This is a genomic window from Rhodococcus triatomae, from assembly GCF_014217785.1.
Taxonomy (GTDB): domain Bacteria; phylum Actinomycetota; class Actinomycetes; order Mycobacteriales; family Mycobacteriaceae; genus Rhodococcus_F; species Rhodococcus_F triatomae.
The window spans coordinates 1,202,279-1,217,226 of record NZ_CP048814.1 but is presented as its reverse complement, the minus strand read 5'-3'; the positions used below and the strand labels follow the sequence as shown (position 1 = coordinate 1,217,226).

Genomic DNA, 14,948 nt, shown 5'->3' with positions numbered 1-14,948 from the left:
TCGCCTCGCCGGACCCCGCCGCCCCGCGAGCGGGTGGTCCTGGCGCAGCGCACGGGCGCCCGGATCGTCCGGACCCGGGTGGAGGTGCAGGAGCAGACCGAGGTGGGGGAGGCGATGATCCGTGGCCTCGTGCGGGCCCAGCTCGGTCTCGCCGTCCGGCTCGGTCTGCTCGCGGTGATCCTGCTGTGCTCCGTCCCTGCGGTTCTGGCGGTGTTTCCCACCTTCGCCGACGTGACGGTGTTCGGCATCGCGTTGCCGTGGCTCGTCCTCGGACTGCTCGCGTACCCGGTGCTGCTCGGCACCGGGTGGGTGTACACGCGGCAGGCCGAACGCAACGAGCAGGATTTCACCGACCTCGTGGACGACTGATGAGCGACGACTGATGGATGCCGAGGCAGGATTGCCGGTCCTCACCGTCCTCGCGGTGATCGCGGCCGCCGTCGCGACCGTGGCCATCGGGGTGTACGGGGTGCGCCTGGCCCGCACGACATCGGACTTCCTGGTGGCCTCGCGCAGCGTCGGGCCCCGGTGGAACGCCGCCGCAATCTCCGGCGAGTATCTCTCGGCGGCATCGTTTCTCGGCGTCGCCGGCTTGATCGCCAAGTACGGTGCGGACGCACTGTGGTACCCCATCGGGTTCACCGCCGGGTACCTCGGTCTGCTGCTGTTCGTCGCGGCGCCGCTGCGGCGTTCCGGGGCATACACGGTGCCCGACTTCGCCGAGTTCCGACTCGCGTCGCCCCGGCTGCGCAAGCTCGCGATGGTGGTCGTCGCGGTCATCTGCGTGCTCTACCTGGTGCCCCAGTTCCAGGGCGCGGGGCTGACCTTGGACATCCTGCTCGGCCTACCGAGTTGGGTGGGGGCCGTCGCGGTGGCGGCGATCGTCATCGCGAACGTCGTCGGAGGCGGAATGCGGTCGATCACGTTCGTGCAGGCCTTCCAATACTGGCTCAAGCTCACCGCCGTCGCCGTCCCCGCGATCGCCCTGGCCGGCTGGTTCCTCGGTGACCGCGACGAGATCGGTTCTCCGGCACCGCCGACCGTGTCCGAGCGCACGACGGTGGAGATCACCACGGATGTCGTCGTCCAGGTCGCCGAGCCCGTGGCGGTGCAGGGCACCGGAGTCGTCGACGACGCCGTCCTGGACGGCCCGGTCGTCCTCGATCCGGGCACGCACACCCTCGGCCGGGGCACCTCACTGGTCCTCGAATCGGGTGCCGCAGTTCCCGTCGTCGCGGGGGCGCCCGCGGCGAACTCGGACTGGGTCTCGCCCGGGTGGGGTTTCGGCGGGCCGCACCCGACGTACCAGGTCTACTCGCTGATCGTCGCGACGTTCCTCGGCACGATCGGTCTCCCGCACGTGCTGGTGCGCTTCTACACGAACCCGGACGGGCGGGCCGCGCGGCGGACGTCGCTGGTGGTGATCGGCCTGCTCGGGCTCTTCTACCTGTTCCCGGTGCTGCTCGGGGTGTTCGCACGGCTGTATGTACCGCAGTTGCTCATCACCGGGACCTCGGACGCGGCGGTGTTGCTCCTGCCCGCATCCGTGTTCTCGGGGCTCGCGGGGCAGCTGCTCGCCGCGCTCGTCGCAGCGGGGGCGATCGCCGCGTTCCTGTCGACGTCGTCCGGGCTGCTCGTGAGCGTTGCCGGCGTCATCAGTACCGACGTGCTCCGCGGACGTATCCGCGACTTCCGGATCGCCGCCGTCCTCGCCGGGCTCGTCCCGCTCGCACTCTCGCTCGCCGTGACCACGATCGACCTGTCCCGCACCGTCGGCATGGTGTTCGCGGTGGCGGCGTCGACGCTGTGTCCCCTCCTCGTCCTGGGTATCTGGTGGCGGGGTCTCACCGCGCCGGGAGCTGCGGCGGGGTTGGCCGTCGGCGGCCTGACGTCGGGGCTCGCGGCGACGGTGTCGGTCGTCGCCGGGGTGTCCGAGGACGTCGGCGGCGGCTGGCCGGCCGCGATGCTGGGGTACCCGGCCGCGATCAGCGTCCCGCTGGCCTTCGTCACCATGATCGTGGTCAGCAAGTGCACCCGCTCCCGGATCCCCGCCGACGTCGCGCGGGTGTTCACCCGGATGCACGCCCCCGAGCGTCTCGGGATGGGCTCGGACCGTGAGCAGGGGCTGCGGCCGGGGTGACGGCGTTCGCGTGACTCGGCCGGACCGTGCGTCATGGTCGCCGAGCACCCGCCGTTCGTCGCGTCCGGCGAACCGTTCACCGCACAGCCCGACAGCTCACCGTGTGACTGCAGCCACACTCTTCCGATGTGATTCAGCTCTCAATAACGTCGGCGTACATCACCACCTCACACGCGACCAAGGAGTCAGCAGTGACCACAACCGATCTGGGGGCCGCGCAACGGCCGGCGCCCGACGGGCAAGCCTTCGTGGAGATGCAGGCGAGCCCACAGTTCCAGGAACTCCGTCGTCGCCTCCGCAGCTTCGTCTTCCCGGTGACGGCGTTCTTCCTCGTCTGGTACGTCACGTACGTACTGCTCGCCACCTACGCCGCCGACTTCATGGCGACGAAGGTCATCGGCAACATCAATCTCGGGATCATCCTCGGGCTCGGCCAGTTCGTGACCACCTTCGCGATCACCGCGATCTACGTCCGATTCGCCAACCGGGAACTCGATCCCCGCGCGGCCGTGATCCGTGACGAGTTGGAAGGCCCGGTCCAGTGAACATCCTCGCGCAGGGCGGCACCGACATCGGTAACCCGCTGTTCAACATCGCCATCTTCGGTGTCTTCGTCGTCGTCACGATGGGTCTGGTGATCCGCGCCAGCCGCACCACGAAGAAGGCATCCGACTTCTACACCGGCGGTGGGCAGTTCACCGGCCCGCAGAACGGATTCGCCATCGCGGGCGACTACCTGTCCGCGGCGTCGTTCCTCGGAATCGCCGGGGCCATCGCGATCTACGGATACGACGGCTTCCTCTACTCGATCGGCTTCCTCGTCGCCTGGCTCGTGGCCCTGTTGCTCGTGGCGGAGCTGCTCCGCAACACCGGCCGGTTCACGATGGCCGACGTGCTCAGCTTCCGGCTCAAGCAGCGTCCCGTTCGGATGGCGGCCGCGCTGTCGACACTCGCGGTCTCGCTGTTCTACCTGCTCGCGCAGATGGCAGGCGCCGGTGGCCTGGTGGCGCTGCTCCTCGACATCGAAGGCAAGACGGGACAGGGCATCGTCGTCGCCGTCGTCGGCCTCCTGATGATCGTGTACGTGCTCGTCGGCGGCATGAAGGGCACGACGTACGTACAGATGGTCAAGGCCGTCCTGCTCATCGCCGGTGCCGGAATCATGTTCGTGCTCGTGCTGTTCGCGGTGAAGGGCAACTTCTCGCAGCTGCTCGCGGACGCCCAGACCGCCGTCAGCGCCTCGGCGAACCCGGCGATCGCGGACACCGACGTCCTCGCACCCGGTGCCAAGTACGGCATCAGCGGAATGAGCCAGCTGGACTTCATCTCGCTCGGTATCGCCCTGGTCCTCGGCACCGCCGGCCTGCCGCACGTGCTCATGCGCTTCTACACCGTGCCCACCGCTCGTGAAGCGCGCCGCTCGGTGACCTGGGCGATCGGCCTGATCGGCGCGTTCTACCTGTTCACGCTGGTGCTCGGCTACGGTGCCGCCAAGATGGTCGGCCCCGACGCGATCATGGCCGCACCGGGTAGGGAGAACTCGGCGGCACCGCTGCTGGCGTTCGAACTGGGCGGCACGATCTTCCTCGGCATCATCTCGGCGGTCGCCTTCGCGACGATCCTCGCCGTGGTGGCGGGTCTCGCGATCACCGCGTCGGCGTCGTTCGCACACGACATCTACGCCAGTGTCATCAAGCGCGGCAACGCGTCCGAGGAAGAGCAGGTGCGCGTCTCCCGCATCACCGTCGTCGTCATCGGAGTGCTGGCCATCGTGCTCGGCATCATGGCAATGGGGCAGAACATCGCCTTCCTGGTCGCGCTGGCCTTCGCCGTCGCCGCGTCCGCGAACCTGCCGACGCTGCTGTACTCGCTGTTCTGGAAGCGGTTCAACACCACCGGCGCACTGTTCAGCATCTACGGTGGCCTCATCAGCTGCCTGACGCTGATCGTGTTCTCCCCGGCGGTCTCCGGCAGTCCGTCGTCGATGTTCCCGAACGCCGACTTCGCCTGGTTCCCGCTCTCGAACCCCGGCCTCGTGTCCATCCCGCTCGCGTTCGTGCTCGGCATCGTCGGCACGTACGTCGGACGCAACCGGCTCGAGGATCCGGAGAAGCAGGCCGAGATGGAGGTTCGTTCCCTCACCGGCGTCGGTGTGGAGAAGGCCGTCTCCCACTGATCCACCCCCGAGCACTACCGGATGAATCGCTCTTTCATCGCCTACAGCACTGATGAATGGCTCTTTCATCGCCTACAGCACTGATGAATGGCTCTTTCATCGCCTACAGCACTGATGAATGGCTCTTTCATCGCCATAGTGGCGACGAAGGAGCCATTCATCCTTGTGCCGGGTCGTCCGGATGGGGGACCGGGACGAACCCGTGGGTGCGCTGGAACACACCTGCGCTACGCTGCACCGATGGCGAAACTCATCGCGAAGGCAGACGTCCCTCTCCCGCCCGGGGAGACTTGGGACAAGGCGTCCGACCTCGAGAACTTCGGCACCTGGTTCCTCGTGCACGAGGGCTGGCGCAGCGAGCTTCCGACACAGTTGGCGAAGGGCACCGAACTCAGCTCGGTGGTCACCGTCAAGGGCCTGCGCAACCGGGTGAAGTGGACGATCAAGGAGTACGACGCCCCGCGGCGCCTGGTTCTCAAGGGTGACGGCAAGGGTGGGGTCAAGCTGGGCCTGGTCATCGACGTCTCGGAGAAGGGCGACGGGTCGGAGGTCGCCTTCACCGTCGAACTCGGCGGGGCGCCGCTCTTCGGTCCCATAGGCAAGGGCGTCGCCAAGGCACTCGAGGGCGATATCGACAAGTCGTTGGAGAAGTTCGTCGAGTTGTACGGCTGACGTGCCGGCACTCTGATCGAGTCGCGAAGAAGGTTCGAACATGGGCGGACGGCACCAGGCCAAACACCTCGCCGAGCGCAAATCGCGTCGCGGCCTCGTCTACGCGGGTGCTGCGGTGGCGGCCCTGCTGGTGGTCGGCGCGGGCGCGTACGTGGTGGCGTCCGCGACCGGGGGCTGCGGTGAGGTGTCCGAGTACACGGTGGCCGCCGACCCGAGCATCGCCGCGGCGGTCGGAAAGGTCGTCTCCGACACCGATCCCGGCGACCTCGGATGCGCGAGCTTCTCGGTCTCCGAACGCGACTCGGCGCAACCCCCCACTCCTGGCGAGGATGCGCCGAATTTCTGGATCCCGGATTCCTCGCTCTCGGTCGCGCGCGCCTCGGCGGCCGGCACCGTGTACCCGGTGGCCACCGAATCGCTCGCGGCGACGCCGATCGTCCTCGTCTCCCAGGCAGGTGAGCAGGTCGAGTTCGCTTCCTGGCTCGACGTCGTGCGCGTCCAGGGTCTGCAGCTGGGTGACCCACAGTCGGACACCGTGTCCGCGGGGCCGGTCGTCGCGGCACTCGCCGAGGCGGAGTCCGATGCCGCCGACCCGAATGCGGTGATCGGTGCGCTCGTGTCGATGGCGCAGTCACAGGCCGCCGACGCGGCCGTTCCTTCGGCGACGGCCCGGCTGGACGGGGTGTCCGCGCGCGGTGGGATCGCCGTGGTGTCCGAGCAGCAGGCCGTCGGTGTGTCGACGGTGTCGGCGTCGGTGCCCGCCACCGGCAGCGTCTTCCTCGACTACCCGCTGATCGTGACCTCCGACGGCGACGGCGTGGACGAGGCGGGCTCCGCGCTGACCGAGGCGCTGGCCGGCGAAGCCGGGGTGGCTGCGCTGCACGAGTCCGGGCTCCGAGGCGCCGACCGCGCGGCGCTGCCGGACGGTCGCGGCGTCGGTGACGTGCCGTCGTTGCGGGTCGGTGAGCCGGCGGTCGTGGTGGACACGCTCACCAAGTATTCGGTGCTCGCCAAGCCGTCGCGGGCACTCGTCGTCCAGGACGTCTCGGGCTCGATGAACTACACGGCGGGATCCCGCACCCGGGTCGCACTGGCGGCGGAGGCGGGGGAGACCGGAAGCCGGCTGTTCCCGGACGCGGCGCAGCTCGGACTGTGGGTCTTCTCGACCGGCCACAGCGGTACCCGCGACCACACCGAGATCGTGCCGATCCGCCCGCTCGACGAGGACGTCGACGGCTCCAGCCAGCGCGAACTACTGGTGCAGGGCCTACGCTCGCTGCCCGATCGCGTCGGTGGAGGAACCGCGCTCTACGACACCACATTGGCCGCCTTCCGTGAGGTCAAGGACGGATACGACCCGGCCTACGTGAACAGCGTGATCATCCTGACCGACGGATCGAACGAGGACCCGAACAGTATCGGGCTCGAGGAACTGCTCGCGACGCTGCAAGCGGAGCAGGACCCGGCCCGCCCGGTGCTCGTGGTCACCATCGGCATCACCGACGATGCCGATGCTGCTGTGCTGGAACGGATCTCGTCGGTCACCGGCGGCACCAGTCACGTGGCACGGACGCCGTCGGAGATCCCCACGGTGTTCGTCGACGCGCTGGAGAGCCGCACCGGCTGAGAGCGGTCGAGGACCCGGGTGACATCGAGCGCCGCGTGACTCAGTGACTCAGTCGAGGACCCGCACGCCCGCGGTGTCGGTGATCCAGGTGCCGGCCAGTGCGTCGAGGACGCCGCTGTCGTACAGGGTCTCGACCGCGATGGACACACAGGTGGTCATCGGGCTGTCCTTCTCCAGGACCAGTCCGAATCGGTCCGGCGCGGCCGTGGACCGGGAGAACTGGCCCACCATCACGGTCTCGGACAGCTCCTCGCTGATCTGCAGCCCGGTGGGGAGATCGACGACGAGGGCATCGATCTCGCCGGCGAGCAGCGCTTCCTTGGCGTCGTCGTTCGTGGCGTACGCGGTACCGGGTAGCTCCGTCTGCACCGTCGCGGCGGCCGTGCCGAGGCTGGTCGAGTGCTCCTGGGCGCCGAGCCGGAACCTGACGAGATCGGCGGTCGACCGTGCCTCGGCCGCGGGACTCTCGCGCAGGGCCACCACCGCCTGGGCGACGGCGTAGTACGGCGAGGAGAAGTCGACGGCACTGCGCCGGTCGTCCGAGATGGTGAACTGGTTGATCGCGAAGTCGAAGTCCTTGACGCCGGGAGCGAGTGCGTCGGCGAACGGGACGACCACGAATCGGACGCTGTCCGAATCGTATCCGAGCCGCTCCGCGACCTGCCGCGCCACGGCCCCCTCGTAGCCTTCGCCGTTCGCGGGGTCGTCCGAGGCGAACCAGGGTGGGTACGCGGGGGAGTCGGTGGCCAACGTCAGACTGCCGTCGTTCTTCGTTGCGCCGCTGCCGGGGCCACATCCGGCCACGGGCTCCGACGCCGACAGCGATGCGGGGTCGGGCACCGACAGTGGCGCGGGGTCGGGCACCGACAGTGGCGCGGGGTCGGTGTCGGACGGTTCGACGGGTGCGCTCGCGGTGCAACCGGTCGCCAGTACGGCGGTCAGCGTCAGCATCGTTGCGACGGTCGGCAGGGCACGGGACACTCGCGTCATCTTGCCCGCAGCGCACGATCCGTGCCAGGGATGTGGGCGCGCGGCGCACAATGCATATGTATCTGTGACGTTTGCGGACGGTGATCTCCCGGAGGTGTGAATGGCGCGCCGCGGCAGTGACGGCAAGCAGCGGATCGAGATCGGTGGCAGGGCCCTGGCCGTGACCAATCTCGACAAGGTGCTGTATCCGGAGGCCGACACCACGAAGGGGCAGGTGATCGAGTACTTCACCGAGATCGCCCCGGCGATGCTGCCCCACCTCGCCGATCGCGCCGTGACGCGCAAGCGCTGGCCGGACGGGGTCGATCACGAACCGTTCTTCGAGAAGAACCTCCCGACCTCGGCCCCGGAATGGATCGAACGGCACGCGATCGAGCATTCGCATCGGTACGTGCAGTACCCGGTGCTGGACTCGGTCGCGGCGCTCGCGTGGGCCGGGCAACAGGCCGCTCTCGAACTGCATGTGCCACAGTGGCGATTCGTCGGCGGAGACCGGGGGCCCGTCACCCGGCTGGTGTTCGATCTCGATCCCGGTTCGGGGGTGGGCCTGCCGGAATGTGCGGCGGTGGCCCGCGCGATCCGGGACCTGGTGCGCGAACTGGGATGGACCGCCTATCCGGTGACCAGCGGCAGCAAGGGCCTGCACGTGTACGTGCCGCTCGACCGACACCTCGCCCCGGACGGCGCGTCGACGGTGGCGAAGCAGGTAGCGGTCGGCCTGGAGACCCTGCTCCCCGAGCAGGTCACCGCCACGATGGCCAAGTCCGTCCGTCCGGGGAAGGTCTTCGTCGACTGGAGCCAGAACAATCCGTCGAAGACGACGATCGCCCCCTACTCGCTGAGGGGGCGGGCGCAGCCCTGGGTCGCGGCACCGCGGAGTTGGGCCGAACTGGACGATCCGGAACTGCGCCAGTTGGGCTACGAGGAAGTGCTGGAGCGGTTTCGGGCCGACGGGGATCTGCTCGAGGGGCTCGACCCACCGGTGGCCGAGCCGGACCGGCTGCACACCTATCGCGGCATGCGGGATCGTGCGCGTACTCCCGAGCCGGTTCCCGACACGGTCCACCCACACGGTGCCGACGACACCTTCGTCATCCAGGAGCATCACGCACGGCGACTGCACTACGACTTCCGCCTCGAACGGGACGGAGTGCTGGTGTCCTGGGCCGTGCCCAAGAATCTGCCCACGACACCGGCGGAGAACCATCTCGCGGTGCACACGGAGGATCATCCCGTCGAGTACGCGAGCTTTTCCGGCACGATCCCGAAGGGCGAGTACGGCGCGGGATCGGTGGAGATCTGGGACACCGGTACCTACGAGACCGAGAAGTGGCGCGACGACGAAGTGATCGTGCGACTCGACGGCTCACGGGTGAGCGGGCGCTATGCACTGATCCGCACGAACGGGAACCAGTGGCTGGTGCACCGCACCAAGGATCAGGGTGCCGTGCGTGCACCCTCCGGCCGAGCCCCGTTCCCGCACGACATCACGCCCATGCTCGCGACGCCGGGACCCGTCGAGGGGCTCGACGCGACGGACTGGGTGTTCGAGGGCAAATGGGACGGCGTGCGGGTGATCGCAGAGTTCGATGCCGGAAATCTCCAGCTGCGCAGCCGGATCGGGCGGGACAAGCTGCGCGACTATCCGGCACTGGGGCGGCTGTCCGAGGTGCTGGCGGGGCACGACGTCGTCCTCGACGGCGAGGTGGTGGCCTTCGATGCGCACGGAGTGGCCAGCTTCTCGCTGCTCCAGGACGGTGCGCCTCCGGAGTATCTCGCGTTCGACATCCTGTACCTCGACGGGGTGTCGCTCCTGCGCAAGAGCTACAGCGATCGGCGGCGGGTGCTCGAGGCGTTGGCGGCCAAGGTCGACGGACTGAATGTTCCTGCTCCACTGGACGGTCCGGCCGACGAGGCCCTCGCCGCGAGCCGTGCGGCGGGGTGGGAGGGGGTTGTCGCGAAGCGGCGGGAGTCGGTGTACCTACCGGGCAAGCGCGGCAGATCGTGGATCAAGGTGAAGAACTGGCACACCCAGGAGGTGGTGATCGGGGGCTGGCGGAAGGGTCGGGGCGCCCGGTCCGGCAGCCTCGGATCACTGTTGCTGGGTCTCCCCGGCGTGGACGGACTGGAGTACATCGGCAAGGTGGGAACCGGATTCACCGACCGGGAGCTGACCCACCTGATGTCGGCGCTGTCCCAGCTCGAACGGAAGACGAGCCCCTTCGCCGGCGAACTGCCGGCCGCCGAACGCAGGGACGCGGTGTGGGTGACGCCGACGCTCGTCGGGGAGGTGCGGTACATGGACTGGACCGAGGCCCAGCGGCTACGGCACACCAGTTGGCGGGGCCTGCGTGACGACAAGACACCTGGGGAGGTGCGTCGGAGCAGGTGATCCACTGCGCGACTGGCTTTTTCCTACTTCTCGCGTATGGTCGGATCCAGTTTGTGGTTGGCGCTTTCGAAAGGTGTGCGGCAATGGCGGACATATCCCGGAGCAGGGCGAGGGCCCGAATCCCGAATCTCGAACCTCGAACGAGGTCGTGACGTCGTGACCAATGTGGCGAGAATGCTCGACGGCCTGCGAGCACGGCTCGAGGCCGTCATCGACGGCTCCGTGGGAGAGGACGATCACGCGCGGGGATATCGATCGGGTTTGCGCGCAGCCCGGCTGTGCCTGCTGGACGAGCAGGCCAGGCACGTCGGCTTCTGGGGCCTGTTGGACCGGGCACCTTCCGGTTCCGCGCGCCTGTCGCGGGCGGCGCATGCACTCGATCGGGTGCGCTACCGGCTCGAGGAGAAGAGCTCGGCCGTCGACATGACGCTGGTTCGTGGCCGTGGGTTCCAGGACGCGGTGGACTACGCATTGCGGGAGGTGGCCCGCGTGGCCACCACGCTGGAGGACGGCCGCCCGGCTCCGTCCGGGGCGCGCTCAGGCTGATCGCTGCTTCTGACGCTCGTACCCGATCGATACGACGGGTCGGTCTCAGCTTCTTCCTATCGATGCTGGTTAACATGGCGTCATGCGCCACTCTCCCGATCCGGTGGAGTCCTCTCCCGACAGTGACGCCCCGCCGCGCGAGGTGCGCGACGGGGCACCGTTCGCGCGGTCGCTGCCCTGGCTGTTGCTGATCGGTGGCGTCGTCGGGCTCGTGGCGTCATTCGTACTCACGGTCGAGAAGTTCGCGTTGGCTGCGGATGCGAACTACATCCCGTCCTGCAGCTTCGACTCCGTCCTCGACTGCGGTGCGGTCATGGCGACCGCGCAGGCCTCGGTGTTCGGGTTCCCCAACTCGCTCCTCGGAATCGCCGGGTTCGCGATGGTCGTGGCCACCGGTGCCGGGTTGCTCGCCGGCGCCCGGTTCGCCCGGTGGTACTGGCTCGGGGTGCAGGTGGGCGTCACCGCCGCGGTGGTATTCGTGCACTGGCTGATCGCCCAGAGCCTGTTCGTCATCGGATCCCTGTGCCCGTACTGCATGGTGGTGTGGCTCGTCACCGTCCCGATCTTCTGGTACGTCACGCTGCGGAATCTGCACCACGGAGTCTTCTCTCCGCCGGTGCGCGCAGAGGTGGTGTCCGCCGCCGGCAACCACCTCCTGCCGGTGGTGGTGTGGGTGGTCACTGTCGCCGCCCTGGTGGCCTACCTGTTCTACCTGTAGGCCTGTTCTACCTGTAGGCGACGGTCTGGGGGTCGGCGTACCCGATCACCATCTCGACCGCGCTGTCGAGGTCGCGACGGGCGCGGGCCGGATCGGAGTCGGTCACGTACTGCACGATCAGCCCGTCGAGCACGGCGAGAGACAGCCGCCCGAGCGTGCCGAAATCGACGGCGCACCGCTCGCCGGCGGCCTCGGCGGCCTGTGCACAGAACTCCGTGACCAGTGCGGTGTACCGCTCGAACTGCAGCTGAGCCAGACCGCCCGGGCCCTGGCTGCGCACCGAGTACATGGCCAGTTCGTACTGCATGATCTGCAGCCCGAGGTCGCCCTCGACGAGCGTGTCCCAGAATCGCGTGACCCCCTGCCGGATCGCGTGCGCCACCCCGCGGTCGAGTTCGAGGCCGGACTTCACGGTGACCAGCACCTCGTCGATCAGCGCGGCGATGACCGCGCGCAGCAACGTGTCCTTGGACGGGAAGACGTAGTGCAACGTGCCCAGCGGGATGTCGGCTTCGGCTGCGATGGCGCGCAAGGTGGTGTTCGCCACGCCGACGGTGCTCAGCACCCGGATCGCCGCCTCGACGATCTGCGCCTCGCGGTCGGCGGCCTTGACGTATGCCACGCGCTCCTCCTTCGGCGGCCCCGCATCACCGGTATGTCGGACGTCCGACCGCGTCGTTCACAGTAGCAACGGGGAGGCCTTGCGCAGCGAGGGCGACGTGTGGCCTACTAAATGTCGGACGGTTGTCCGACTTAGATTTCTCCTCGTACGAGTATCGCCACGGGACAGGGGCAGAGGATGCGACCAGCGCAGGAATCCGGAGTACCGGCGGAGACCACCGTGGCGGTGATCGGTGCCGGCCTGTCGGGGTTGATCGCGGCCCGAGAACTGCACCGGCGGGGTATCGAGGTGCTCGTGCTCGAAGCCGCCGACCGATGGGGTGGGCGGGCGCTGAGCGAGGTCACGCCCTTCGGCTCACACGTCGACCTGGGTGGGCAGTGGATCGGCCACGACCATCACCGCGTCACCGCGTTGGCCACCGAACTCGGAGCGACGAAGTTCCCGATGCACACGGGAACGGTTCCCGCGGTGGTCGACGGTGTGCGGCGAGTGCGCATCCCGTCGATGCTGGTCGCCGGTGCGGTACTCGCCGGCGTGGAGGCGCTCTCCCGGATCGGTGTACTCGAGCGATGGAACACGGCGACCCTCGCCGACTGGCTGGGTAAGGTTCCGGGTCGCACGTCGCGTCGTCTGCTCGAGGTGATCGCGCTGATCTCCTGGACCGCCGACCCGGACCGGATGTCGATCCAGGCGATGGCGACGATGGTCCGCAGGCAGGGTGGTCTGCGCACCATGCTGTCCACGCGCGGCGGCGCACAGGATTCCCTCCTGGTGGAGGGGATCGGTGCGCTCGCTGACGGCATCGCCACCGAACTCGGGGAGCGGGTGCTGCCGGGGCATCGGGTCACCTCGATCACCGCGAACGACGACGGGGTCACCGTGGACACGACCTCAGGACAGGTGCACGCGGCCAAGGTGATCGTCACCGTGCCCCCGCCGATGGTGCGGCGGATCGCCTTCGACCCGCCGCTCCCGGAGAGTCGAGAGGCGTTGGTGCGCAACACCTATATGGGGACGGTCTACAAGGCCATTGCGGTCTACGATCGTCCGTTCTGGCGGGACCGCAGCGACGGGGAGTTCCTCGTACTCGACGCGCCGGGGCGGGCGGTGTTCGACACCAGCCCGCCGGAGGGCCCGGGGCATCTGTGTGTCCTGGTGGGCGGGCCGGAAGCGCGGACGCTCGACGGCCTCGATCCCGCGGAACGTCGCGAGGCCTTGTTCGGCGTGCTCACCGACCACCTCGGACCCGAGGTGCTGGAGCCGGTGAGCTGGCACGAGAAGTCCTGGCATCTGGACGAGTACGTCGGCGGAGGGTATCTGGCGCTGCCCGTGGCGGGGACCACGGAAGGCTTCCTCCCGGTCGATTCGACACCGGTCGGCGACATCCACTGGGCGGGCACGGAAACCGCGGCGGACCACGCCGGCTACTTCGAGGGCGCCGTCGAATCCGGTGTCCGGGTCGCGGCCGAGGTGGCTGCGGCGCTGGCCCGCGAGGGGCGCGACTCTCCGGGTGGCACGTCGTAGCGGGTAGCCAGCGTCGTGGCGCGCTCGCGCAGCGAGGCGCGCAACCATTGCGGTGCAAGTACTTCCGCGTGGGTGGCGAGTTGCCACACCGCCCATTCGGCATGTCGCGGGTCCTGGAAGACCGCCTCCAGCCGTAGCCAGCCGTCCACTTCGGGTTCTTCGGCGCCGATGGTCAGCGCGGTGTCCACCAGGTGTGCCCGCCGCGCCGGGTCCACCCGCACCGACACGGTCACCTGGTCGCCGCCGGTCCGGAACCGCGCGCTGCGTTCCTGCCAGGCGCGGTCCAGGTCGACTCGCTCCGGTCGCTGCGCGGGTTCGGCGAGTTCCTGGGCGGCCGAGATCCGAGACAGCCGGTAGGTACGGTCCGCGCCGGACCTCGTGGCCAGCAGGTACCCCTGGTCGCGTGCGGTGACCAGCCCTATCGGGTCCACCGTGCGCCACTTCGGTGCCTGATCCGCGGCGGCGTAGCGGATGCGCAGTTTGTGTCCGGCGAACACCGCGCGCCGGACCTCGGCGACGATGGTGTCGGGTACTTCCTCGGCGACGGACCGGCGCGCGAGGAGATCGGTCTCCGGGTCGATGAGCAATCGCTGGGCCGCTCCGGCCGCGGTGTTCCGATAGCTCTCCGGGAGCGCGTCGACCACCTTGAGCATGGCCGACGCGAGCGCGGATCCGAGGCCGAAGACCTGTGCGCCGCGGCGTGATCCGGCGACCAGCAGGGCGAGCGCCTCGTCGTGGTTCAGTCCGGTGAGCTCGGTCTGGAAACCGGGTAGCAGTGCGAAGCCGCCGTGCCGGCCGCGTTCGGCGTAGACCGGGACGCCGGCCGCGGACAGCGCCTCGATGTCGCGCAGCACGGTGCGGGTGGAGACTTCAAGCTCACGGGCCAGGGTGGCCGCGGACAGCCGGCCGCGCTGGCGCAGCAACAGCACCAGCGAGACCAACCGGTCGGCGCGCATGCGAAAAACTCTATCGGAATACATGACACAGGATGTCGTGTATCGCTGCGAGGCTTGTTTCGTCGCCTACGAGAGGAGCTCCACATGGCACACGCCATTGTCAATCCCGATGGCCTGCACGACCCGGTCCCGTTCGGCTACAGCCACACCGCGGCTGTTCCTGCAGGTGCGGAACTGGTTCTGGTCGCGGGGCAGTACGGGTCCGGACCGGACGGGGCAGTCGTCTCCGACGATTTCGCCGAGCAGGTGAAGCGGACGTTCGACAACATCGGTGTCGCGCTCGCCGCCCACGGTCTGGACCTGAGCGATGTCGCTCAACTCAGGACCTACGTGGTGGACCATGACGTCAGCAAGCTCGGGCCGATCGCCGGTGCCGTACGGGAGATCTGGGGTAGGACTCCGCCGACGCAGACTCTCGTCGGTGTGGCGAGCCTGGCTGCGCCGGACGTGCTGTTCGAGGTCGAGGCGCTGGCCGTACGGCCCTGAGCAGGCGACTGTCGGGAGGAACAGCAAGGAATGGGTGCGGCCCGATGCAGGATGAGGTGGACGCCAGGATCCGCCGCATCGGGCGGCAAGCCTTTTGCG

The 14,948-nt window shown here is 68.7% G+C and carries 14 protein-coding genes; 11 read left to right on the top strand and 3 right to left on the bottom strand.

The genetic code is table 11. The features are described from left to right. The first annotated feature begins 33 nt into the window (after window positions 1-33). The 6 genes from G4H71_RS05735 (at window position 34) to G4H71_RS05710 (ending at window position 6,615) form a co-directional block, all read left to right on the top strand. Complete coding sequence (locus G4H71_RS05735) at window positions 34-369, top strand: hypothetical protein (protein ID WP_139183139.1); 336 nt, start codon at window positions 34-36, stop codon at window positions 367-369. Window positions 370-382: 13 nt separating this feature from the next. Then, on the top strand, window positions 383-2,140 hold the full coding sequence (locus G4H71_RS05730) for a sodium/solute symporter (RefSeq protein WP_072736026.1): 1,758 nt from the start codon (window positions 383-385) through the stop codon (window positions 2,138-2,140). A 191-nt stretch (window positions 2,141-2,331) separates the two neighbouring features. Continuing rightward, window positions 2,332-2,685: a DUF485 domain-containing protein gene (locus tag G4H71_RS05725; protein ID WP_072736025.1), complete on the top strand. Its 354-nt coding sequence runs from the start codon at window positions 2,332-2,334 to the stop codon at window positions 2,683-2,685. After that, the gene (locus tag G4H71_RS05720; protein WP_074700593.1) at window positions 2,682-4,316 is read left to right on the top strand and encodes a monocarboxylic acid transporter; all 1,635 of its coding nucleotides are present in this window, start codon (window positions 2,682-2,684) and stop codon (window positions 4,314-4,316) included. The genes G4H71_RS05725 and G4H71_RS05720 overlap by 4 nt, the downstream gene beginning before the upstream one ends. 240 nt (window positions 4,317-4,556) lie before the next feature. Beyond that, window positions 4,557-4,988 carry a type II toxin-antitoxin system Rv0910 family toxin gene (locus G4H71_RS05715; RefSeq protein WP_072736023.1) on the top strand — a complete coding sequence of 144 codons (432 nt, stop codon included), beginning with the start codon at window positions 4,557-4,559 and terminating at the stop codon, window positions 4,986-4,988. Between the two features lie 40 nt (window positions 4,989-5,028). Beyond that, on the top strand, window positions 5,029-6,615 hold the full coding sequence (locus tag G4H71_RS05710; RefSeq protein WP_072736022.1) for a substrate-binding domain-containing protein: 1,587 nt from the start codon (window positions 5,029-5,031) through the stop codon (window positions 6,613-6,615). A 48-nt stretch (window positions 6,616-6,663) separates the two neighbouring features. Here the strand turns inward: G4H71_RS05710 and G4H71_RS05705 are convergent, their stop codons facing one another. After that, window positions 6,664-7,566, bottom strand: coding sequence for an ABC transporter substrate-binding protein (locus tag G4H71_RS05705; protein WP_139183122.1), 903 nt, complete (start codon window positions 7,564-7,566; stop codon window positions 6,664-6,666). Window positions 7,567-7,705: 139 nt separating this feature from the next. Here G4H71_RS05705 and G4H71_RS05700 point away from each other — a divergent pair, with 139 nt between their 5' ends. The 3 genes from G4H71_RS05700 to G4H71_RS05690 all read left to right on the top strand — a co-directional run bounded on the left by G4H71_RS05700 (window position 7,706) and on the right by G4H71_RS05690 (window position 11,261). Continuing rightward, window positions 7,706-9,997 (top strand): ATP-dependent DNA ligase, encoded by a 2,292-nt coding sequence (locus G4H71_RS05700; protein ID WP_072736020.1) that lies wholly within the window; start codon window positions 7,706-7,708, stop codon window positions 9,995-9,997. A 156-nt stretch (window positions 9,998-10,153) separates the two neighbouring features. Further along, window positions 10,154-10,543 carry a hypothetical protein gene (locus G4H71_RS05695; protein WP_139183121.1) on the top strand — a complete coding sequence of 130 codons (390 nt, stop codon included), beginning with the start codon at window positions 10,154-10,156 and terminating at the stop codon, window positions 10,541-10,543. An 82-nt stretch (window positions 10,544-10,625) separates the two neighbouring features. Further along, entirely contained in the window at window positions 10,626-11,261 is a 636-nt protein-coding gene (locus G4H71_RS05690) for a vitamin K epoxide reductase family protein (RefSeq protein ID WP_083342798.1), read from the top strand. Between the two features lie 7 nt (window positions 11,262-11,268). Here G4H71_RS05690 and G4H71_RS05685 read toward each other — a convergent pair whose 3' ends face one another. Then, window positions 11,269-11,883, bottom strand: a complete 615-nt coding sequence (locus G4H71_RS05685) for a TetR/AcrR family transcriptional regulator (protein WP_072736018.1) — start codon at window positions 11,881-11,883, stop codon at window positions 11,269-11,271. 177 nt (window positions 11,884-12,060) lie between these two features. On the opposite strand from G4H71_RS05685, the gene G4H71_RS05680 reads away from it, so the two are divergent. Next, window positions 12,061-13,407 carry a flavin monoamine oxidase family protein gene (locus G4H71_RS05680; RefSeq protein WP_072736017.1) on the top strand — a complete coding sequence of 449 codons (1,347 nt, stop codon included), beginning with the start codon at window positions 12,061-12,063 and terminating at the stop codon, window positions 13,405-13,407. Here G4H71_RS05680 and G4H71_RS05675 read toward each other — a convergent pair. After that, complete coding sequence (locus tag G4H71_RS05675) at window positions 13,308-14,363, bottom strand: helix-turn-helix transcriptional regulator (protein ID WP_083342797.1); 1,056 nt, start codon at window positions 14,361-14,363, stop codon at window positions 13,308-13,310. The two genes, G4H71_RS05680 and G4H71_RS05675, sit on opposite strands and share 100 nt — an antisense overlap. A gap of 84 nt (window positions 14,364-14,447) precedes the next feature. On the opposite strand from G4H71_RS05675, the gene G4H71_RS05670 reads away from it, so the two are divergent. After that, the gene (locus tag G4H71_RS05670) at window positions 14,448-14,849 is read left to right on the top strand and encodes a RidA family protein (RefSeq protein ID WP_072736016.1); all 402 of its coding nucleotides are present in this window, start codon (window positions 14,448-14,450) and stop codon (window positions 14,847-14,849) included. The last annotated feature ends 99 nt before the right edge of the window (window positions 14,850-14,948 follow it).

Excerpts from the sequence above, each read along its gene's own strand:
- G4H71_RS05675 (WP_083342797.1), bottom strand. The coding sequence starts at position 14,363 with ATGCGCGCCGACCGGTTGGTCTCGCTGGTGCTGTTGCTGCGCCAGCGC.
- G4H71_RS05680 (WP_072736017.1), top strand. The coding sequence starts at position 12,061 with ATGCGACCAGCGCAGGAATCCGGAGTACCGGCGGAGACCACCGTGGCG.
- G4H71_RS05670 (WP_072736016.1), top strand. The coding sequence starts at position 14,448 with ATGGCACACGCCATTGTCAATCCCGATGGCCTGCACGACCCGGTCCCG.
- G4H71_RS05710 (WP_072736022.1), top strand. The coding sequence starts at position 5,029 with ATGGGCGGACGGCACCAGGCCAAACACCTCGCCGAGCGCAAATCGCGT.
- G4H71_RS05705 (WP_139183122.1), bottom strand. The coding sequence starts at position 7,566 with ATGCTGACGCTGACCGCCGTACTGGCGACCGGTTGCACCGCGAGCGCA.
- G4H71_RS05690 (WP_083342798.1), top strand. The coding sequence starts at position 10,626 with ATGCGCCACTCTCCCGATCCGGTGGAGTCCTCTCCCGACAGTGACGCC.
- G4H71_RS05715 (WP_072736023.1), top strand. The coding sequence starts at position 4,557 with ATGGCGAAACTCATCGCGAAGGCAGACGTCCCTCTCCCGCCCGGGGAG.
- G4H71_RS05700 (WP_072736020.1), top strand. The coding sequence starts at position 7,706 with ATGGCGCGCCGCGGCAGTGACGGCAAGCAGCGGATCGAGATCGGTGGC.
- G4H71_RS05730 (WP_072736026.1), top strand. The coding sequence starts at position 383 with ATGGATGCCGAGGCAGGATTGCCGGTCCTCACCGTCCTCGCGGTGATC.